Source organism: Spirosoma flavum (genome assembly GCF_042686045.1).
Taxonomy (GTDB): Bacteria; Bacteroidota; Bacteroidia; order Cytophagales; family Spirosomataceae; genus Spirosoma; species Spirosoma flavum.
The window spans coordinates 528,589-550,996 of record NZ_JBHUOM010000023.1 but is presented as its reverse complement, the minus strand read 5'-3'; the positions used below and the strand labels follow the sequence as shown (position 1 = coordinate 550,996).

The window sequence follows — 22,408 nt, the reverse complement described above, 5'->3', positions numbered from 1 at the left end:
CCACAGGACACGTACGGCTTCCTATTATCAATTAGATTTGGTAGCCATATTGGGCAAAAATAGGCCGCCAGTAGTCAGTACCATGAATGTTCCAGGCGTGACAACCGAAGGGTAGTTTACCCTGATTATAGTGTTCTACTGACCAACTTGGGTAAAATTCGATCGAAAAATAAAGGGCCTTTCTGTAGGAAGGAATGCGTAAATGCGGCCAATACCGATTGACCTCAATACTCCAGAATACATCTTCATGATATTGGTACATAGAGATGCGTTCGTACTCGGCAATTTTTTGTTTGAACCGTTTTAAGCAACGAAGCATGGCTGATATGCGCCGAAGAGTTAGTCCACCATTGCCAACACTATTCAGGTTATAGATTTCTCGTGGCGTCACGTCATCCGATTTCTTGAGATTCAATACCCTGGCTATGCGTTGCCGAATGTTGAAATCGAGTTGGTCCAACCAGCCTGTAAAATCGCGGTCACGCAGCCATGGTGCTCCAATGTAATCATAGTTTTGCTGACACCAGTAGGCTAAATCATCCTGAAATACGAAAGCATCTAATTGGTGAATCAGCACGTATTCCTTATCGGCAAAAGCCTGATAAAACGTTTCTGACAACATAAGCCGATTATAGCCTTGCAAGTCGGCAAAGTAGCTATCGTCGAATGTGCGGACCTGCAATCTTGAATCTATGTCAAGGTAAGCGGAGATATCGAGGGAGTGGGGGGCCGCTAACCAAATAGGGTAATTTCCTAATACGCGTAAACATTGCGTTAAACTAACACGCTCGTAATCGGTAAGCTGAGTTTTATAAACAGGTAAGACTACATTTACACTAACAGATATTGACTGTTTCATAGGGTACCGGGGTTCTCGTAAGTAGACCGCATTAGCCAATCGGCCTAAACAGAACAGGTTTTGACATCAGCGAAGCACTGCCACTGAGCTTTTCTCTTTTACATAACCAGCGTTGGAGCAGCCGCAGGGAAAACGAACAAGCTTTCCTAAAAGGCTGTTAACCTTAGTCCGGTCGCGGGCAGGTTTAGGAATAAAAACGACCCGCCCTGCACCCGGTACTTCGGTTGTTGCTACCGGCTGGCCATATCGGGTGTAAAACGCCTTCACACACAACTCAGGCATTAGATCTACGCATAAATTGATACCTGCGAAGTCGTTCAACTCGTAAAAATTATCAAAAAATACCCATTGTTCCTTAGTAAGACAGGTCATAAGCTGGTCGGCTTGCATAAAATCAGTTTGGTCGGCATGATCGAGTACTTGCGGCCAGCCGGCTTGTGAAAATGACTGAATCTGCGAAATATGCAGGCGGCCAAAGTACTGTCCGATGGTCTTTTTTTCGTGAAAACGTTTAAGCGTATACAGCATACTGGTTTGTTTATAAAGTGGGCACAAACCGTTTACCCCCCCTATTCCATTACCACCGACTACGCAAAAAGGCCAGTCTAGAACAGCTTCGCCTGGTTGCTGCCGGACCCGTTCCATATACGGCTTAAATGACGGCGAAAAATAATAGGGTTTCCAGGCATACCGGAACTGATACACCGTACTTATTTCAAGTAAACCAATGATGACCAAAGGTATCCAGATAAATGGAGTCAATTTAGTTGGTAGATGCAGCGCCAAAATAGCTGCAATGACTGGATAGATAAGGGTTACCCGTGATGGATGGCGATTAAATCGACACCAAGGAAAGATTTGTAACGTTGGAAATTGGATAGGATGATAAATAAGGTGCAGGACAAAAAAAACAACCAGTGGAACGTAGGCCCAGCGTACAACTTTTGGTGTGTACCAAAAACCAGTGATAGCCAACCTTAGCAACAACCACCCAGGACTCCCAGCTCCATATCCCTCAGGCACATCGTGCAGTCGGTTAACCAACAAATTATTTATAGCGTTAAAGCCGGGGAAAAAGGGCAATAGTAGCCGCATTGGGTGCATCCAGCCATGTCCACCTGCAAATCGATCGGCGAAGGTGAAGGCGGTGGCTTGGTGCGCTACTTCTATCAATAACGGAACATAAAGAAAAGCAAGAAAAATAGTAGCCAGCCCTAAGGCAATCGATCGAACGGAATGCCCTTCCTGCCACCAGGCCGCTATAGTCTGACGCAGACAGACCCCTATTCTAGCCGGTTGGCTATAAGACCGGTACGCCATCAAGCCAAATACAAATAACACACTTAGCGCAAAAGAGCTTAGTGCATAGCCCATCACATAACCTATATCCAACCCCAGACACAAGGTTAATAAAAGCATTTTTAGTAGCACAAAGCGCATTGTAATAGGTGTGTTTAAAACTATCCTTCGAACCAGCAGGAAATCGGCTAACATACTCAGGACCGTCCAGTGAATTACACTGTAAGCAAAGTGGCCCGGATATTTATTAAGCGCGTAAAAATTAAGGAAAGAAACAATCAAGCCAGCGAGCCACGCACGACGGTCACCATAATCCGTTCGGAGCAACAGGTATGTACCAATACTGACTGTTAATAAACTTAAAAGATAATATATATTTAGCCAGGGACCTGTACCAAACAAAAGGTAATTTGCCGAAAACCACATGTTTGACTCAAAGCTCCAGCCCTGAAATGTATGGTTGGTACCGTAGGGAAAGAACGTTTGGTCGTTAATCAGATTCAGATGTGGTAGGGGCGTGAACGACAAATTTTGCGATAGATAATACCCCATGTACTCCCATTGATCCGTATCTCCGGGTAATATTTCAGCTAGTGGACCAGAAAAATTGCGAATAAAGAAAATGCCGTATACCAGGGTCAGCAGTACAAAAAGACCAATACCAATCTTTTTGTCGGCTATGGATGTTCGAAGTTGACCGGTTATAGTAGTATCAAGGTAGGTATATTGCATTCAACAAGGTAGCAGGTGAGCTCTACACTATTCGTGGTAGCGGTAAATATACCAATCAGATTACTGGATATCCATCCATTGTGGTGTTAATAAGCTTTGAGCTATCTAGGGGTGGTCTTCCCTAGCATATGCTTTGAGGCAACTCTGCGGGGTTTGCCAAAGCAGTAGGATAGCTCACAAATGTGAGCTATTGATGGTAGCCAGAACAGGAGCGCGCACCTTGGAATAATATCATGGTACAAACCTAAAGGCGTATGCTATAAACTACTTACCTGATTAGTCATTATTGATATCATCTTGATATATGCTAGCGAAAATTTTAACTAACTGATCATCAATGCGTATTAATGGGCATATACGCCCATTGAGAAATAGAAAAGCCCTATACGTTACGTATAAAGCTTTTTTGTTTCTTAATCCTTCCCGGATGAAAGTACTTAGAATATAGTAGAGGGGCTAATCAGGATTTTTTGATGGTATCGTCTAGAATAACGGCTGTTAAACATAACCTTTGTTGAAAGTATGCAGGCGGGTAGGCTAATTTTTGATTAACTTGTTTTACCACGCTCAAAAAACGCTGACTTCAATGAAGTCAGCGTTTCGTTTCTACAAGTATCAACTTGGCTCCCTTTAATCTTAACCACATAGCAATTTAGTAAACAATTTATTTATATTTATTGAAAATAATAAACTTATTAATTAAATGGTAGTCAGCAGTACGCTTAATATCATCATAAGTGGTTTGGTTTATAGTTGGCTGGATAATCAATAGTCTAAGAAAGAGATGGTTAGGTCGCATAATAAAATAAAGAGTTGTGAGGTTGAGATGGACCGACACGAAAACCGGTTATAGTTGGGGAGTACTCTTTTCGAACTGGCAAGCCACTAAAATGTTGAGCGAAACGACTAACGGAATCACCAAAATCTCATTGGTGTGAGCCGCAGTGCTCATTTTACCTATGTTGCTGGACAAGGTTATCAGCTTACAAAAAAACGAGTAACGACACGCTCATTACAGATTCGTTCTGGGAGCAAAAACGATGCTGTAGTAGTTACCGACTGGTCAAAGACCTGCTGCTAGAAGGTTACACCACTAACTGCAATTAGTAACTATAGTACTGTTTGGTAGGGTAGAGATATTAATTGGAGAATCGTTCTTGGGCTGGACTGTCAATCTAAATTGATTCGCAAAACTTACAAACTATAACGATGGGATTCGTAAAAAGCACCTCCTTTGTACTTTCATAAACGTTAGTTGCTTTCTATTAAACTTAAGATTTATTGTATATTTCCTTTTGGTTATATCCGATCGCAGTTAAGTAATCCACATATAAAGCAAACGGTACTCTCTTTTTATCATGAAAAGTCATATATGGGCTTTATGTTGCCTCCTGGCGTTACCAATGGTCGCCAATCATCCCGCTCAGGCTCAGCGCCAGTTGATCGATAGCTTAAAAATAACGTTGACGCATAAGTTACCCGATACGACCCGAGCGATTACATATTATCAAATTGCGAATACTTTTTTCAAACAAAGCCAGCTTGATTCGGCTCACTTTTACCTGAAACCGATGCTAAAGCATTGTCAACGGATAAATTATACAGAAGGTATGGGCGACTATAACTTGCTGACGTCGTCTATCTATCTGAATCAGGGTTTGTTTGAAGAGTCTATCCGAAGTGCCCAGGATGCCATAGATTACTTCACAAAAAGCCATAAACTTAAATCAGTCGCTAGAGTGTATCATAACTTGGGGCTTCTGTACAAAACCATGGGTGGAGATTTGCGTGTGCGGGCCAATCTCGAAAAAGGGCGTTCTTATATACTACAAGCTATCAGCATAAATCAGGCACTTAAGGCTAACCAAAACTTGGCCGAGAACTATATCAATCTGGGTATCATTTACGAAGATTTGGAAGACTATGAGCGGGGAAAAGAATGTTTTCTGAAAGCAATAGCTATCAATGACTCAATTCATGCCAAACCAGAGGCATACCGAGTTATTTATAATGATCTCGGTAAAAATGCTACGGTGCTGGGTAAGTATGAGGAGGCCATTGTGTATCTTAATAAGGCGTTGGTTATCAATTTGGAATTGAACCGCACAAGCAGCCTTGTCCATAATTATCGCAATTTATCTACCGCTTACCAGCTATTGAAAAAGCCTGACCAGGCCATACATTACGGTGAAAAAGCTATAACATTAGTAGAAGTGAGCAAAAATGCACCCCTAACTCGGTCGGTGTATAAAATGATGTCGCAGATGTACGCAAGCACGGGGCAATACGACAAAGCCTATAAGTACGCTGTGCAGCAAAAACGAATCGAGGATTCGCTGATGAATATTGACAAGACGCGTACTATAGCTCGGTTAGAAGGCCAATATACACTTGGAAAAGCTAATGAATTAGCGACTATTCAGGCAAATCTTGCCTTGGCTAAAACGCGGGAAATTGCCCGCATTGAGTCTGTAAAAGAAAGAGAGATTGCTGTTATTCAGGCTGATGAAAATCGCCGGATAGCGCAGATAAAAGCCATTACCGATGTTGAAAAAACGCGTGCTGTAGCCGAAGTTCAAGCTAAATACGAAACACAGAAACGAATTAATCAAATCTCTATTCTTGACCATCAAAACCAGCTACAAACTCGACAGGTTCAGTATATGGCCGGAGGACTAGGTTTGCTTGGGTTACTGATGAGCATTTTAGTTGGCCAGTATTGGGCCATTCGCCGGGCCAATGGACGCTTATCTGTTCAGAATGAAATTATAACAAGCAACAGTGAACAATTAGTGAGTCAGTCGGACCAATTGCGCACGTTGATGAAAGAATTGCACCACCGCGTTAAAAACAACTTAGCCATTATATCGAGCCTGCTTACCTTACAGGCAAACGGCCTGACTGATGATAAAGCCGTGCAAGCTCTGCGAAAAGGGCAGCAGCGAGTGCAAGCTATGTCATTAATTCACCAGCGTTTATATCAGACGGATCGGGTAACTATCGTCAATATACGCGAATACCTAACCGACTTGGCAGAGAGCCTGATGCAAGCCTACGGGTATGAGTCGACTAACTTCGATCTTCAGGTAGATGTTACGCTACGGGAGTTGGATGTAGATATAGCCATACCAATGGGGTTGATTGTCAATGAACTAATTACGAATTCCTTTAAATATGCATTCGCTGATCAAGAGCGGCCTTTGCTGCGTATTAAACTGGATTATGCCAATAGCGCGTCGTGGTCCGGCATTACGCTGGAAATTCAGGATAATGGACCCGGCATGAAAGCTGCCGATTGGCAAAAGTCCGATAACCGAACATCCTTTGGTAAACGCTTGGTTGTATCATTGACGGAGCAGTTAGATGGTCGATTTGAATTAATTACGCAAAATGGTACGCTATGTCGTCTGCATATACCACAAGCTCGTATGGCAGCCTGATCGCGCTCTAAGCAAAACAGCTACACAAGTACGCTTCGGAAATTGGTATTTCTACTTGTTGTATGTATTCAACAAAGATGCCTGTGTGTTGGACAAATATATTTTTTAACAACAAGTGATTATACAAATTAATGAGCTGGCAGGTGCTGTTTTTATGAATGTATGTAATTATTTGAGTAGCTTCAACGTATAGTAATTTATACGTTAAAGAGAGTTTTTCTTGTCTAGACAATTTTAGCGGAAAGCCGTAAACCCATAACCTTTAATGACCAGTGACGAACGAATACATATTTTAATAGTTGAAGATGAAGGTATTTTGGCTATGGAGTTGAGTGATAGCTTGGAAGCTGACGGCTATTTCGTTGTGGGTATTGCTAATAATGGTCGTAAAGCACTCGATTTGTTTCAGCGACAACGGGTTGATTTACTGTTGTGCGACATTACCATTAAAGGTGATTGGGATGGTATTGAAACCGTTCGACACCTGACTGCTGAGCGGTCTATTCCAGTTATCTACTTGACCGCCCTGACTGACCGGGAAACTTTGGAGCGGGCCAAACAAACGTATCCTGCTGCGTACGTCAATAAACCTTACCAGTTAGCCAGTCTGAGAAATGCCATTGAATTGGCTATCCATAACTTTACCCAGCACCCTAAACCAGTTTCGGCTATGCCTGTTCCATTGGAACGGGGCGCGCGTGATCGGGAAACGATTTTGCAAATTGATGACCATTTATTCGTTAAGCAGAATTATCAGTTTGTCAAAATAAATGTGAATGAATTGCTATATCTGGAGGCTGATAACGTGTATACTACGCTGGTTACGGCCAATAAAAAATATGTAATTCGGCTAACGTTGAGTGGAATTCTGGAGCGAATGAACTTGCCATCGCTGGTTCGTATTCATCGGTCCTACGCTGTTAACATTCACAAAGTAGAATCCTTCAATGACACTGAACTGAACATTGGGGCGCAGTCATTGCCACTGAGCCGAAGTTACAAAGAAGACTTTCTGTTGAGGTTTAACCACTACTGAGTTCTGAGGCAGCCAACTCCGGTTAAACCACTGTCTACCTGTGCTGACACAACGGTTAGATCATGGTTTGAGGTAATACTATACTCATAAAAACTACTCCAGGCGAAAGGTCTGGCATCGCAAGTGGTAGTTACCTTAGCTATTGCCTGCTGTAAATACCATTTACATCTCAATTCAGATCACTCACTTACTAAATCTTGCTATTCACAACTCTTCCTGAGCAAAAATTGAAGCATCCACTATCTTTGAAAAGTCATTAGAACACTTTCCTCTGGCTAAACCAGCATTGCCTAAATGGGAAAACTGGTTTAGCATTAACCGAAAACACGTTACCCAGGAAAATATTTTTAATCTTCGCACCATTCACAAGCCGCTCACTAATTGAGCGGCTTGTGTTGTTAAAACTGTAGTATAAAATACAGCTAGGCAACCTTTCGCTGATATCACTCGTATTGATAAAAATCTGTACCTTAGATACCCCTTATTTGGCAGTCTGGGCAATCAATGCCTAACCCAAAGTAATGGCGCCTGGGCTATGCAAAAAGGATATAGTTGGCTATTGATTTGGCTTGTAGTAATCGTGCCTGGAATAACTGCGGGGCAAAATCTCATTCCCAATGGTAGCTTTGAAACTTACCAAAATTGTCCTCAGCAGGACAACCTTCTAAAGGAAGCCGTCCCCTGGTATAATCCCAATCGGGCAACGCCTGACTTTTATCATCAATGTTTTCAGACGGGGCAGATGTTTGTGCCACCCCATACGGGTCAGGGCGTCGGGCGGCTGTTTTTCGATCAGGGTTGGGCAGAATATTTCGCCGTGCGCCTGACGAGGCCGTTGAAGGAAAATGAGTGCTACTATTTTGAGATGTATATCGCCACGGATACACCAAATAAGTACCTTACAGGAACGATTGGTGCTTATTTTTCGACTCAGCCCGTTACCGCTCCAACGAGTACGGAAATGTTTAATGCCAAGCCGCAAGTGCTTGATAACCTGCCTAGCGTTTCGCGCTTACAGTGGCAACGTATATCTGGTATTATGACTGCCAGAGGTGGCGAGGAATACGTAACAATAGGCAGTTTTTATAAATCACCCCCTTTTCTGGGCTTTTATTATCTGCTTGTTGATGATATTTCCCTGCGATCCGTTAATCTTGAGTTGGGAAAAGACACCACGTTATGCGGTCATAAAAGTACCCGTTTGCTCGATGCCACAACGCCGGGTGGAATCGATTATCGCTGGAACGACAGCAGTATCAATCCTACATTATTGGTAACCAAACCTGGCAAGTATTCTGTAACGGTTGTAACAGCCTGTAAAACATTAAGTGACAGTATTACAATTGACTACTCGCTTGACTTTGAGCTCGGTGCTGACACAACGCTTTGCAATGGACAATCGCTTACGCTAAACGTTCCGCGTAATGCCGCGTCAACCTATCGCTGGCAGGATGGTTCCCCGCAAAACACCTATACCGTTAGTCAGGGGGGGCAGTATAGCATTCGGGTTACGCAGGCTACTTGTGTCGTTACTGATAGTATTCAGGTAAAATACATTCGTCCTCCACAACTAGATTTAGGGCCGGATGAAGAGTTGTGTGGGGCCGAGCAATTTACAATCAAACCTACCATTGCCGAAGGAGTATTTACCTGGATGGATCAATTTGCGGATGTAGAACGAACCGTGGGCCATTCAGGTATATTTCGGGCAAGTGTTCAAAACGCCTGTGCAACCGTTACGGACTCGATTATGGTTAGCTATGGTGCCTGTGATTGTGTCTTGTATGCGCCCAACAGTTTTACGCCCAATGGCGACGGACTTAATGATGTTTTTCTGGCATTTGGCTGCGGTGATATTACTATAACGTCGCTCGCCATTTTCAATCGTTGGGGTGAAGTTGTTTTTCAGACGTCTGCCTCTCCGTTTCGGTGGGATGGCTACTATCATGGCCAGCTATGTGAAAACGGTGTGTATTCCTGGAGTATAAAGTATCAGTTAAAGCAGCGCGGTAAGGTAACGCTCGATCAGAAGGAAGGACCTCTAAGTTTGATTCGCTAAATACTGGATACAGACCCACATTTTTTTGGTCAGGCTCGTTCGCTTTATACGCATATTTGTTTTTTCGGCCTTATTTTGATGAAGAAACAAATGAGAATGCGAATTTTAACCTCCCTGCTTGTACTTCTGTTTATTGCCGGGTTGAGCATTTCAGCCGTCGCGCAGATGAAGAAACCCCAATTTAGAGTCGTCGCTATGACCGAAGCGGGTGGTATTCATGCCCCCTTTGTCGCTGCGGCAAAAATATGGCTTGGGAAAGTAGCAGCTGAGAATAATTTTACGATTGATTATATTGAGAATGCTGATCCCATAAATGATCGATTTTTGGCGCAGTATCAATTGTTTATTCAGCTGAATTACCCGCCTTATGCGTGGAGTGATTCGGCAAAAGTCGCTTTCCAAAAATACATTACAGAAGGGAAAGGCGGCTGGATTGGGTTTCATCATGCTACGTTGTTGGGTGAGTTCGATGGGTATCAGATGTGGCCCTGGTTTTCGGAGTTTATGGGTGGCATTCGGTATAAAAATTACATTGCCAGCTTCGCCAAAGCAACCGTACATATAGAAGCGAAAAATCACCCCTGTATGAAAGGCGTACCGGCCACGTTTGAGGTTGCGAAGGAGGAATGGTACACGTATAACAAAAGTCCGCGCCCTAACGTCAATGTGCTGGCCACTGTCGATGAGTCAACGTATTCGCCTGAGTCAACCATAAAAATGGGTGGTGATCATCCGGTAGTTTGGTCAAATGAGCGGGTGAAGGCGCGTAATGTGTATGTTTTCATGGGTCATCATCCCGATTTGTTTAAAAATGACGCGTTCATGAAAATTTTTCACAACGCCATTTTTTGGGGTGCTGGAAAGTGAATGTACATTTTCTGGAAATTAACTAGCCTGTAAAGAATCTGACTTTATGTCTCTCCAATTACTCAAGACAGCCACTCTATTTCTGTTTATCAATAGTTCGTACTTGCTTCGTGCACAGAATGTTAAGGTACTCACTAACCAGGTAGGCTACGAAACAACAAAGTCCAAACGGGCGATGGTGATGGCCGATCAGCCGTTGACTATTCCAACGTTTCAGCTCATTAACACAGCGACTGGCAAAATTGCTTATTCGGGGAAACCGGTGTTCAGCGGCCCTGTCAATAAGTGGAAAAACTGGCTTTTCTGGACCCTCGATTTTAGCCCCCATGTTACCGAGGGAACCTATCAATTGCAGATTACAGCGTCCGGCAAAACAGTATCGTCATACCCATTTTCAATTAGTAAAAATGTGCTGGAGCAGTTCACCTTGTCTGATGTGATCTATTATTTTAAAGGACAGCGGAGTTCAGGTCTGTTAGATAAGGCGGATCGAAAGTCGGTGCTGGCGGGCAGAACTTCTGATACGCTCGACGTTCACGGCGGCTGGTACGATGCTACCGGTGATTATGGCAAGCACCTGTCGCATCTTACCTTCTCGTCATATTTTAATCCTCAACAAATTTCATTAACGGCCTGGACTTTGCTGAAAACGCATGGTCAGTTGATGAAGCGAAAAGGCACGGATTTTCGACAATATACCCGTCGGTTGCTTGACGAAGCGATGTTTGGCGCCGATTACTTAGTACGTGTACAAGCCCAAAATGGGTCGTTTTATCGGTCGGTAAAAGCACCAGGGCCGGGTAAGCTGGCCAAAGACCGGGTTATCCAAGCCGAAGATAAAGCGTATCGTATTAAGCAAACGAAAGATCAGACCCTCACCAGTACCGCCGACGAAACGAATTGGCGTAAGTATCAGGTTAGCTACCGGTCGGGTGGGGGCGTAGCTATTGCGGCACTGGCGATGGCCGCTACGTATGCCGCCGACCAAACGGGTGATTTTAGCCCTGCCGATTACCTGAAAGCTGCTGAAAATGCCTTTGCCTTTTTGGAGAAAGAAAACGTAGCCATGACCAATGATGGTAAAGAAAACATCGTTGACGATTATTGTGCGTTGAGCGCAGCAACGGAATTGTACAAGACCACTCAAAAAAGTGCTTATAAGCAAGCCGCCGATAAACGGGCATTGCAACTCCTAAACCGACTTTCATCGTGGAAAAACTACAAAGATTATTGGCGGGCAGATGACCAGGACCGTCCCTTTTTTCATCCATCCGATGCGGGCTTGCCATTGGTCAGTTTGGCGTATTACTATCCACTGGCTTCTGCCGAAATGCAGAGCAAAATCAAGCAGGCTATCAAACGCTCGATGACGTTTGAACTGGCGGTAACACACGAAGTTAACAACCCATTTGGCTATAGTCGGCAGTTGGTGCAGGATACACTGGGAAATCGACGCAGTACATTTTTCTTTCCGCACGGTAGTGAGGCATCACCGTGGTGGCAGGGCGAAAATGCCCGAATTGCGTCGATGGCAACGGCGGCTCGCTTGTGTGCTCCACTATTTAGCGACGATAAGGTCTTTCACGACACGCTAGAAAGCTTTGCGCTGGACCAGATAAACTGGATACTGGGGGTAAATCCTTACGATGCCTGTATGTTGCAGGGGGCGGGTCACAACAATCCGACTTATGGTTTTTTTGGTACGTTTGAATACACAAACGCGCCCGGCGGTGTAGTGAACGGGATTACATCTGGACTGACCAACGAAGATGATATCGATTTCAACCTGTCCTACAAAATGACCGGGAAAGATAGTGATTGGCGGTGGGCCGAGCAATGGTTGCCTCATGCCGCCTGGTACATGCTGGCGATAGCGGTCAATGAGGATTAGGGGCAAGCTTAAAACTCAATTCCTTCTTCGGTTGATAAATCAGCCAGGTTAAGAACAACATCGTCTAGAACGGGCAGGTAGCATCCCAGTTTTGGGTTAACCAGGGCGACGTACGAGTTGCCACAAATATTTTTTTTGGCTGGGCGGTAATCCGAATTATTGTGTCTACACCGAATTCAAGCAGACGCTCTGTCTTTTCATACACGTAGCCTGACTCTTTGCCAGAGAACTCTTCAGGTTCGATGCGGACATCTACTTCAATAGCAATTCGGGCTGGTACGCTGAAGTATTTGTCAGTCAATATCAGGCCAACTGACTTATCGAAAATGGCAATGTCATTTGATAAGTTGCTGCCTTTGTCAGGATGAATACCTGACTCATTTGTTGCCAATAAATATCGTTTTCTATCAATGTGCGTAAATAAAAAGCCATGAATCAGCGACACAAGCATTGGTTGCAATGAACTACTTCCCGTAATTTCGGCAGGCGTTTTCTTGCCAGTTGTTACGTCGCGGTAACCACGGTAATACAGGGCACGTTCGTTCAGTGTTTCGTAAATCAGATAAGTACCCCTGATTTATTACGCCTTCTCGGCACTGTTGCAACGGCTAATGTCATGGTCTCGTTGATTACGTTTTATTGACAATTCTACGGATTTTACCTGGTAGAAGGGCAATTACCAGGTAAACTAGATGCGGATCTGGTTTACTCCAGTAAATCAGAACAGTTTAACAACCCGTGCTAATCCTGCCGAAATAAGCAATACTACGGCGACAAGCCCCAACCCGTAGTAAAGGCCAAAGGATTCGGCTACAAAACCAATGATAGGCGGGCCAGCCAAAAAGCCAATGAAACTGAAGGTAGCGAACGTAGCCAAACCAGCGGCTGGCGGAATACCCGGCACGCGCATAGAGGCACTGTAAAGAATTGGCGCACCAAGCGAGCAACCCGCTCCCAGCAGGGCAAAACCGACTAAAGCCGTTGCTGGATATGGAAGGACAATGGCGATCAACAGCCCAGATGCCGCTACTAACGCACCAACCTGAAGCCAGCGTTTAGCACCAATTTTAGGAAGAATAGCATCACCAATGAACCGGAAGCCAGTCATTGATAGGGAGAATGCGCCGAATCCCAAAGCCGCAATCTGGCTGGTTGCGCCAAGCGTTTCGCGTAAATACACCGCGCTCCAGTCAAGGGCAGCCCCTTCACCCATAGCCACCGCCAGACCGATCAGGATCATTAGAAATAAATCCTGATTAGGTAATACAAACGACGATCCGGCTTTCTCGCCCGACTCGGTTCGGCTACTTGAGGGGATAGGGCTCAATACCGGCTGAAGCAGAAATGTACCGAGCAACACCAGCCCAGCCACGGCTGCCATGTGTATCGATGGCGATACGTGTAGCGCAATCACAGCACCGGCGATGCCCGATCCAAGTAAGCCACCTAAGCTCCACATGCCATGACACGACGACATAATAGAGATGCCCTGCGAACGCTCTACGTTTGTCGCCGTGGTATTCATCGCCACATTAATAAGCGCATTTGCCAGGCCAACTAAAAAAAGGCCAAAGGCCATTACAGCTGTATTGGGTGCGTTGATAGGAATGCAAATGACCAGCGTTAACCCTACTGCCGACCAGAAACAAGTTCGCGTTTCCCCAAGCTTACCAATAATCCAGCCCGTTAGCGGGTTCATAACCAGCAGGCCAATGGGCAGGGCGAAAAGGGTCATCCCCAGATCAGCATCGGAAAGGTGTAATTTTTCTTTAATGTGCGGAATGTGCGCCACCCAACTACCAAACAGGAGGCTGTCTGACGCAAATACCAAACCAACAGCGATCGCCTGCCGACTCCGGAAAAACGTCAGTAAGTTTCGTATAAACACGTTCCTGTGTGGTTTGCCAAGTGAAATAGTTGTATTCATAGCACAAAAATAGCCGGTTTGGACCGGCTATTTTTAACAATCTATTATCCGTTACTAATGCTGAATTGACCATTTAAGATCATAATCTATTCATTCATTGTTAACGACGTATTATTTTTAAGATGTCCAACCATAGCCTTGCGTAATTTTTCGACTTTCGGCAGCGATACGCGTTGAATATAGGGCTGGTCGGGATGTAGCGAAAAATAGTTCTGGTGATAGTTTTCGGCTGGGTAGAAAACGGTAAGCGGTGTTACTTCTGTTACGACTGGGTTGGCGTAATGTTTCGATTCGTTGGTACGTTTGATGGCAGTTATAATCTCGGTTTTCTCGTCTGGCGTTCGATAAAAAGCTACTGACCTATAATCGCGTCCCGCATCGGGTCCCTGACGGTTGAGCGTCGTGGGATCGTGACCGGCAAAGAAGGCATCGAGTAACTGCGAATAGGTAATGACTTTTGGGTCGTAATAGACCTGCACCGATTCGGCATGACCAGTTTCGTCTGTGCTGACCTGCTCGTACGTTGGGTTTTTGACGTTGCCTCCGGCATAACCGGAAACTACTTCCCGAACTCCCTTGAGTTGCTTCATCCCTTCGTCCATTGCCCAAAAGCAGCCCCCCGCAAAGGTAGCAACGGCTTCGCCAGCTTTCAAGGTGGGAAGTTTAGCTGGCGAGTAATCTTTGGATTGTCCCTGTGCGCAACCCGCCATCAACAGCAGACTGAGCGCCAATAAGTGAATTCGTTTCATGTTATTTCTGTGAAGTATTATATTACTATGTAAACGATTGAAACCGGTTTACGGTTTCCGAGTGTAAAATGTTATACAGAGATTCACGGAGAAAGAGGAGATACATAAGATCTTTGTAAATCTCCTTTTCCTGCGTGAATCTCTGTATAACACCCATTTCGTCTTATGAAACTTCAATTTGAAAAAATAGAGCCCGAAGCAGGGAGTTCGTTTCGGGTTATTCATGGCACGGAAGCTGAAACCTGCCGGGTATATTGGCACTATCACCCGGAGTTCGAAATCGTCTATATCCCGTTTGGAAACGGCCAGCGACGAGTGGGTACGAATGTGTCCCGTTACGAAGAGGGTGAATTGGTATTTATCGGGCCGAACCTTCCCCACCTCAACTTTAGCTACGGAAAAGAAGGGCAATATGAAGAAATCGTTGTGCAGATGCGCGATGATTTTATGGGCGAATCGTTTCTGGAAAAACCCGAACTGACTGCCGTTCGGCGTTTGTTCGAGCGGGCACATACGGGTCTGACATTCGGGACCGCTACCAAGCAACTCGTGGGGCCATGGTTAACGAAGTTACCCGATCAGTCTCCCTTCGAGCGGTTGCTGACGTTATTGCAAATTTTGCAGCATTTGGCCGATACGCCTGATGTTGAGCCACTTCATGCCGATGGTGTTCAGTTTGACCTTAACCCCAAAGAGCAGGAGCGTATAAATCGGGTTTGCCAATATGTTGAAGAACACTATGCAGAACCAGTGGACATTCATGCGGTGGCTGACCTTGCCAGCCTTACCGTTCCCGCCTTTTGCCGCTACTTTAAGCGCATGACCCAGCTGACATTTACTGATTTCGTAAACGAATATCGCGTCAATCAGGCTCGTCGGCTGCTGCACTCGGCCCGCACGGTAGCCGACGTTGGCTTTGCCGTTGGGTTCAATAACCTCTCGCATTTCAACAAGACATTTCGGGCCGTAACGGGGCAAACACCAAGTATGTATCGGAAAGAACTAATCGGGTGATGAGCATAAAAAAACTCCTCAACTACGTAAACATAGTTGAGGAGCCAAGATTGAACGTATTTACTTAAATGCCGGGATAGCCTGGGTTTTGTGTTTTCAGGTTCGGGTTATTCAGCAACTCCTGTTTGCCAATCGGAAATAAAAGGTGCTTAGCCTGCAACGCCTGATTCGAGCTTTTGTTAATATGACCAACGAAATCATCGAACCCGTTAGTGGTTTCGTTATAGACTTTTCGTAGGCGAACCATATCAAACCAAGTGATTTGCTCGTAACATAACTCATGCCACCGTTCCCGCCAAACAGCTTCCCGAAAGGTTGCCTGCGTATATGCACCTAAGGCAGGCGTAGTCAGTCCGGCACGGTCACGTATGCGTTTGAACGCATCATAAGCCGCCTGAGTTGGCGCGCCCACTTCGTTTTGCGCTTCGGCATACATCAACAAAACTTCGGCATACCGTATTTGAGGTACGTTCAGGTTATTGTTTTTGGTCGGCGTGCTGCCTGGCGAACCATTGGCCGTCCGGTTAAAGTGCTTGAAAATGTAGGGAGCACCCAGGTCAAACGGAGCACCGGTGCCATTGGTAAAGTAGGTGGTGTAGAAGTACCCAACCTGATCTTTTGCCCGTATATCGCCCGCTTCATACGACTTATAAAACGCAGGTGTAGGAACCGTACTACCCGTGCCGCCTACGCCATTGGAGGTAACCGGCTTAAAGTTCGGATACATATTGTCCATCGGATTAGCCGCTACCAGCGTGTTATACTGAAGCATGAAAATGTGCTCTACTTTGTTCTTGTTGCTCTCTTTATGCACATCTTCATACGTTGCAAACAGATTGATGTTCGCCGGATTGGCGTTGGCATACGTAATGATCTCATTAGACTTGTCAGCCGCCAGTTTATAGTACGCTGCCCCTTTATTTAAGGGTTGTCCGGCCATAGTTAGGTATACCCGAGCCAATTGAGCTTTTACGGCTGCCAGATTAACCCGGCCGCTCACATCTGTCCAGGCTAAACCAGCCGTTTCGGCTACTGTCAGATCATCGACAATTAGTTTATAGATATCCTCCTGCTTGGCCCGTACCGGCAGAAAATCATCTGAAGTTGCCGTTTGAGGTTTGGTAATCAGGGGAGCATCGCCCCAAAGCCGAACGATATTGAAATAAGCTGTCGCTCGCAAAAAACTTGCTTCGCCCAGAATTTTGGTTTTCTGAGCGGCATCCATAGGCGTAATACCCGGAACTTTAGCTAGTGTCTGATTGGCTTGAGCAACCACTCTATACCAGCCATTCCAGTAGTTAACTATATGCTGGGTATTGCCATCATAGACCAGACCGTACAAGTTGTTCAGGTCAGAATTCTGCGCCGTTTCTGTTATGGAAGTGCCGGTAGGTGCTTCGAGCATTTGCCAGTTTGACGAGAAAATACCGGAGCCATCGCCCATAAACCGCAAATTGTCATAGACGGCAGCCAAAGCCGCTTCGGCATGGTCGGGAATGGTGTAAAAATTGTCGGGTGTTAAGTTCGAGGGCGCTTTTTCCACCAGAAAATCTTTACAACCAATCGGGCCAAGTAGTATTGCTCCGCTGAGTAACACTTTGCCCACCTGTTTCACTATAGTATGCTTCATCGTGAATGTCTTTTTAACCGAATGAATGGATTATAAACCAATCTGTAAGCCTACCATGTAGGTTGTTGGTTTGGGATAGTTGTGCCAGATTTCGCCCTGCGAGAAGGCGCTGTTATTATCATTCACACCCTGGTTAGTAGGCGTTACTTCTGGATCGCCAATGATTTTGTTACTCACCAGTAGGAAGAAGTTCTGCGCTGTTGCGTACAACCGGAGTCGATTCAGTTTGAGCTTATTGGTTAGTGCTGCCGGGAAGCTGTAGCCTAGTAACAGGTTTTTACCGCGTAGGAACGAACCATCATAAATCCAGTGGCTATCAACGTTGGTTACATAACCCGCCCGGGTTTCGCGTATTTCAGCAATAGGCGTGTTCTGATTGGTTGGTGTCCAGGCGTTCAGCACACTCTTGTAGCTATTGGCAATCGAAACCCGATCCTCACTGGGGTGGAAGTTCATCATCATTACATCGTTACCCTGCGAGAACTGAAGTTCGAGGGTCAGATCGATGTTTTTGTAGCGGAAGGTATTCGTAAAGGCTCCCCAGTATTTTGGGCTACCATTGCCAATGATACTCCGGTCAGCATCGGTAATAGCTTTATCACCGTTTACGTCCAGGTATTTAAGATCGCCGGGCAGGATGGTCAAACCATTGCGATAGCTGGTGAACTTAGCTGCTTCTTCCCGCTCGGCTTCACTCCAGGTACCCAGGCGTGTAAGACCCCAGAAGGAGGCTACTGATTCACCAACACGGATGATGTTGGTCTGGTTAATAAAGTTTGGTCCACCCACTCCGAAAATATCCGATGGTGTCGCCAGCGACAGCACTTTATTCCGGTTGAGCGAAATGTTGAAGGTACTGTTCCACTGGAAACCACCCCGGTCGATATTGACTGTATTCAGGCCAAATTCAAAGCCCTGATTTTGCATCGAGCCCACATTCCGCCGGATGGTAGCATACCCACTGGTACGCGGCACTGGTGCATCGAGCAACATATCGGTGGTAAGCCGGTAATAGTAATCAGCTTCAACAGTAATACGACCTTTGAATAAGCCCAGTTCTAAACCAATGTCGCTCTGAGCCGTTTTTTCCCAGCGTAAATCCGGGTTTGCCAGACGGTTGATCCCCGTTCCGCCAAATTTAGCATCATTGTAAATGGTAGCATAGTTCGAGCTTAGCAGCGATAGAGACGAGTAAGCAGGTATTTCTGAGTTACCCGTTAATCCATAGCTGGTCCGCACTTTCAGATTCGAGATAACCGGGTTGCCTTTCAAAAAGCTTTCTTCCGAAACACGCCAGGCTAACGCGGCCGATGGGAAGAACGCAAATTTGTGATTTTCGCCAAACTTAGATGAACCATCGGCCCGACCTGTGAAGGTGACCAGATATTTATCCATCAGGTTATAGTTGATCCGGCCGAAATACGAGTTGAATGAATTCCGGTCAGCATATGAACTAACGGCTGGGAGTGTACTACCAGCTCCCAAGTTATTGAAGGTAAAATAGTCGGTTGCGAAGTTACGTACGCTGGCCCCCATGCCAAATCGATCCGTTGCCTGCCACGAAATACCCAACAGAGCCGTGATACCATTATTGGCGTTGATCTGTTTGTTGTAGGTCAGATAGTTCTCTAATGACCAGAATGTTGTGCGGTTGTTGTTAGCCGAAGCCGTACCACTGGCACCAATATCCAAGGTACGGGTCTGCGACTGGTCAATTTCCTGCGTTTGAACGTTAGCGCCCACAACAGTCTTCATTTCCAGCCCTTTAGCAAACGTAATATTCGTGAACAGACTACCGAGGGTTGTTTGCGTATTTTGAATGTACTTACGGTCCATAAGCCGGTGTACCGAACTCATCGTTCCTTCGGCTTGAGGATAGTCCCTGTTTTCAGCATATTTACCATCCGCGTACTTAACAGGCAGGAAGGGAAAATCTTCGACAATCTGCCGCGCTACGGCATCATTGATGTCCACTAAGTTCTCACTCTGATTGTTATAGCTCAGCGTACCACCAATTTTCAGCCACTTTTTTACCTGATCGTCAATGCTGAATCGGCCAGAGTAGCGTTTTAGGTATGATGTTTTAATGAGACCTTCATCGTCACGAAAGCCTAAAGACAGTGCATATTGTGTACGTTCGTTACCACCGCTGAATCCTAATTGATGGCTTTGGGAAAGCTTATTCTGGGATGATTCTTTGAACCAGTCGGTATCATACAAAGGGTTGAGGTTAGCGTCAAAAACGCCCGGATGCGCTGCGCTGAAAGCCGTCCGTCTTACGACTGGGTCCAGAATAGCGTATTTACCCGAAGCCCAGCCAGTGGGGTCATATTTCTTTATGTTGGCATAAGCGAGGTCTTCTGTTGCCAGATATTCTTTGGCGTTCAACACCTGCGGCTTATTGGGTCCAATGGTGTTCACGCTGAAGGTTGCGTCATACGTAACGCGACTTTCGCCGGATTTACCTTTTCTGGTCTGTACCAGAATAACACCGTTGGCTCCTCTGGCTCCATAAATAGCGGTAGAAGAAGCGTCTTTTAACACCTCAACTGAAACGATGTCGCTGGGGTTTATGTAGTCAATTGGCGAACTGAACTGATCTCCAGTACCTTGTGGAAGCAAAACACCATCAACCACATATAACGGGTTGTTGGATGAGTTGATTGAACTGAAACCCCGAATCCGAATAGTGGTTCGTCCACCTGGGCGACCGGAGTTCGTGTTCACCTGTACACCGGGCATTCGGCCCGACAGTGCCTGACTCAAGGAAGGGGCGGGGCGTTCCATAAGCTGTGCTTCTTTGACGCCTGAAACAGCGCCGGTGAGGTCAGATTTTTTGGACGTACCATAGCCAATAACGACAATCTCGTCCAGCACTTTACTATCTGCCAATAGTTTCACGTTAACCGATGTCTGATTGCCAAGGCGAACTTCCTGAGAAAGATAACCAACAAATGAGAACACGAGAACAGAGCTTCCATCGGGTACATCCAACTTATAGCGACCGTCGGTGTCTGTAACAGTACCTCGTTGCGAGCCCTTCAGAAGGACACTTACGCCTGGTAGTGCTTCGTCTTTCTCATCAGTAACCCGTCCGGTCAGGGTTCTGTCAGCGATAATTGTAGGGTGATTTTTGAGTGATTTTTGATCAGATGGTTTCTTCGCGTAGGTGAGACTAAGACAAAAAATAGCCAGTAAGAGTTGAATACTGGATACTCTGAGCAGCCTGCCGAATAAAGCTCGGGGAGGTAAGTGTTTTTCCATAAGGTGGTTGCGTTATGCCAAAGGTTTAGGTTTGAACTAATAGTAAGTTAGACGTTAGCAAGATTATTTGTGGAAAAACTACTTAAGCATACAGAACTACTCATAGAGATTAGAAAATAATTAAAAAATAATTAATAGGTTATTAAAAAATAATATATAACTAAAATACTATATAGATATAGTATACTTGGAGGATGCTTTTGCTTTCCCTCATTTTTTTTAGCTGCTTGGAACAGAAGTCAATGCATAGCTACCATCGTGGACAAAACAGTCCTAACTGTCTCAAAAAGCGTTGAAACGTAGCGAGAAATACCTACTGTGCATTGAAAGACGTTGACGAGAAAGAGGTATGCGTGAGGTTAACTAACCTGCCAGTTTTACTGAATTTGCAATTGGTTTACTGACTAACAGACGATTGCCAAAGGGGTGTAACTTCCATTGTGAGCAGTTTACAGGCTGGGATGGTTGAAGGGGTAAAGGGTAACTTCTGGCAACTAATTCGGCGTGATAAGCCTGTAAGCTATTACATTCGAAAAACACCTTTGCCCAGTACAATAGTGGCCATGAGGTTCTGGTAGATGTAGTATCAAACTCTCTTTTGAGTTTTGTCAATACGCAGGCAAACCGTCCTCAAACCGGTGCTGCCAGTCAGAGTTAAAGCCTAAGCAGTTAATATGAAATTGTTCAGCTTGGGCGAGTTCAAAAAATGCGTAACAGGGGAATTGCGTTCAGGCGCATAAGCAAGGTGATTAGTACCGCATCTCTTTTTTGACATCGCTGAGGTCAAGCAAGTAATCGCCCAGAATGCGTAATGGTTGATCACCGGTAGGCGACCATCTTACAAAAAAATAGTAACCGTCTGATCGGTGCGTTTCCAAAATCCATTCTGAACCATCAGTGCCAATTGAATTTCTAAACCCTAAGGGAGAAATGTATAATGCCTTTAGCTTGCTAATTAAATGCGTAAATTCCTGATAGTCTCTCTTTGTTAGCTTTCTTACTGTATTTATTTTAAATGGAATTCTGTCTGATGTATCAGCTACGTGTATTGTTCCATTCCGGGATGTATACCGGTGGCCGGGTAACTCTGGAAGCTTAGTCAGCATTTTAGTGAAGAGCCGGACTTTAGATCCCTTTTTCTCCAGTGAAATAACTACTGGAGGATGGAATGATCTTATCCACGTAAGACGGTATACGTCTTTATTCAACGAATAATTGTATAGCACAGGCTCCTCCAATTTATATAGGTAATATGAAAACCAATTAAGCCTAAACGTATCAATTCGGGTCTTCACTTTTCGTTGAAAAACATTGTCGCCTGATGTAAATATATAGCTGGGGTTAGCCCGCATAGAGTCATTAACTTGAGTTTTGGGTACTCGCGTAAGCACTTGTGAACTGTCAATGAATTTTTCAGCCGGGAAGTACCAGGTTTCTGAATTCTTTGGTGTGCCCGACTCATCAGAAACAGCCGCCGATTGGGTAAACGAAACTTTAAAGGGAGACTCAGCTACTCGTTGGCAAAATGCTGACTGCGTCCAGTATAATATGATCCAGCATACATAGAGTATGAAGCGGACAAGAATACCTTTTTTCGTAACAGAATCCGAGTTTTGACTCAGCAAGTTCTTTGTTGTAACT

The 22,408-nt window shown here is 45.1% G+C and carries 14 protein-coding genes and 1 pseudogene; 6 read left to right on the top strand and 9 right to left on the bottom strand.

Going from position 1 to position 22,408, the window contains the following annotated elements; all coding sequences use genetic code 11:
• Window positions 1-31 precede the first annotated feature (31 nt).
• The gene (locus ACFS25_RS23010) at window positions 32-859 is read right to left on the bottom strand and encodes a DUF5672 family protein (protein ID WP_381505687.1); all 828 of its coding nucleotides are present in this window, start codon (window positions 857-859) and stop codon (window positions 32-34) included.
• A 66-nt stretch (window positions 860-925) separates the two neighbouring features.
• The gene (locus ACFS25_RS23005) at window positions 926-2,890 is read right to left on the bottom strand and encodes a hypothetical protein (RefSeq protein ID WP_381505685.1); all 1,965 of its coding nucleotides are present in this window, start codon (window positions 2,888-2,890) and stop codon (window positions 926-928) included.
• Between the two features lie 1,358 nt (window positions 2,891-4,248).
• On the opposite strand from ACFS25_RS23005, the gene ACFS25_RS23000 reads away from it, so the two are divergent.
• The 5 genes from ACFS25_RS23000 (at window position 4,249) to ACFS25_RS22980 (ending at window position 12,183) form a co-directional block, all read left to right on the top strand.
• Complete coding sequence (locus ACFS25_RS23000) at window positions 4,249-6,330, top strand: tetratricopeptide repeat-containing sensor histidine kinase (RefSeq protein WP_381505683.1); 2,082 nt, start codon at window positions 4,249-4,251, stop codon at window positions 6,328-6,330.
• A gap of 265 nt (window positions 6,331-6,595) precedes the next feature.
• Entirely contained in the window at window positions 6,596-7,366 is a 771-nt protein-coding gene (locus ACFS25_RS22995) for a response regulator (protein WP_381505681.1), read from the top strand.
• Between the two features lie 580 nt (window positions 7,367-7,946).
• Window positions 7,947-9,425: a T9SS type B sorting domain-containing protein gene (locus ACFS25_RS22990; protein ID WP_381505679.1), complete on the top strand. Its 1,479-nt coding sequence runs from the start codon at window positions 7,947-7,949 to the stop codon at window positions 9,423-9,425.
• A gap of 96 nt (window positions 9,426-9,521) precedes the next feature.
• A complete protein-coding gene (locus ACFS25_RS22985; protein ID WP_381505677.1) occupies window positions 9,522-10,292 on the top strand; it encodes a ThuA domain-containing protein in 771 nt (256 codons plus the stop codon).
• Window positions 10,293-10,338: 46 nt separating this feature from the next.
• On the top strand, window positions 10,339-12,183 hold the full coding sequence (locus ACFS25_RS22980; RefSeq protein ID WP_381505675.1) for a glycoside hydrolase family 9 protein: 1,845 nt from the start codon (window positions 10,339-10,341) through the stop codon (window positions 12,181-12,183).
• 64 nt (window positions 12,184-12,247) lie between these two features.
• Here the strand turns inward: ACFS25_RS22980 and ACFS25_RS22975 are convergent, their stop codons facing one another.
• The 3 genes from ACFS25_RS22975 to msrA form a co-directional block, all read right to left on the bottom strand.
• Window positions 12,248-12,634 carry a hypothetical protein gene (locus tag ACFS25_RS22975; RefSeq protein WP_381505673.1) on the bottom strand — a complete coding sequence of 129 codons (387 nt, stop codon included), beginning with the start codon at window positions 12,632-12,634 and terminating at the stop codon, window positions 12,248-12,250.
• A 267-nt stretch (window positions 12,635-12,901) separates the two neighbouring features.
• On the bottom strand, window positions 12,902-14,110 hold the full coding sequence (locus ACFS25_RS22970) for an MFS transporter (RefSeq protein WP_381505670.1): 1,209 nt from the start codon (window positions 14,108-14,110) through the stop codon (window positions 12,902-12,904).
• An 86-nt stretch (window positions 14,111-14,196) separates the two neighbouring features.
• A complete protein-coding gene (gene msrA / locus ACFS25_RS22965; protein ID WP_381505667.1) occupies window positions 14,197-14,859 on the bottom strand; it encodes a peptide-methionine (S)-S-oxide reductase MsrA in 663 nt (220 codons plus the stop codon).
• A gap of 165 nt (window positions 14,860-15,024) precedes the next feature.
• Here msrA and ACFS25_RS22960 point away from each other — a divergent pair, with 165 nt between their 5' ends.
• A complete protein-coding gene (locus ACFS25_RS22960) occupies window positions 15,025-15,873 on the top strand; it encodes a helix-turn-helix domain-containing protein (RefSeq protein WP_381505665.1) in 849 nt (282 codons plus the stop codon).
• Window positions 15,874-15,937: 64 nt separating this feature from the next.
• Here ACFS25_RS22960 and ACFS25_RS22955 read toward each other — a convergent pair whose 3' ends face one another.
• The 4 genes and pseudogenes from ACFS25_RS22955 to ACFS25_RS22940 all read right to left on the bottom strand — a co-directional run bounded on the left by ACFS25_RS22955 (window position 15,938) and on the right by ACFS25_RS22940 (window position 22,392).
• Entirely contained in the window at window positions 15,938-17,503 is a 1,566-nt protein-coding gene (locus ACFS25_RS22955) for a RagB/SusD family nutrient uptake outer membrane protein (protein ID WP_381505662.1), read from the bottom strand.
• Window positions 17,504-17,533: 30 nt separating this feature from the next.
• The gene (locus ACFS25_RS22950) at window positions 17,534-20,767 is read right to left on the bottom strand and encodes a SusC/RagA family TonB-linked outer membrane protein (protein WP_381505660.1); all 3,234 of its coding nucleotides are present in this window, start codon (window positions 20,765-20,767) and stop codon (window positions 17,534-17,536) included.
• Window positions 20,768-21,375: 608 nt separating this feature from the next.
• A pseudogene (locus tag ACFS25_RS22945) lies at window positions 21,376-21,477 on the bottom strand (glyoxalase superfamily protein); the annotation flags it as partial.
• A 39-nt stretch (window positions 21,478-21,516) separates the two neighbouring features.
• Window positions 21,517-22,392 carry a hypothetical protein gene (locus ACFS25_RS22940; protein ID WP_381505657.1) on the bottom strand — a complete coding sequence of 292 codons (876 nt, stop codon included), beginning with the start codon at window positions 22,390-22,392 and terminating at the stop codon, window positions 21,517-21,519.
• Window positions 22,393-22,408 lie beyond the last annotated feature (16 nt).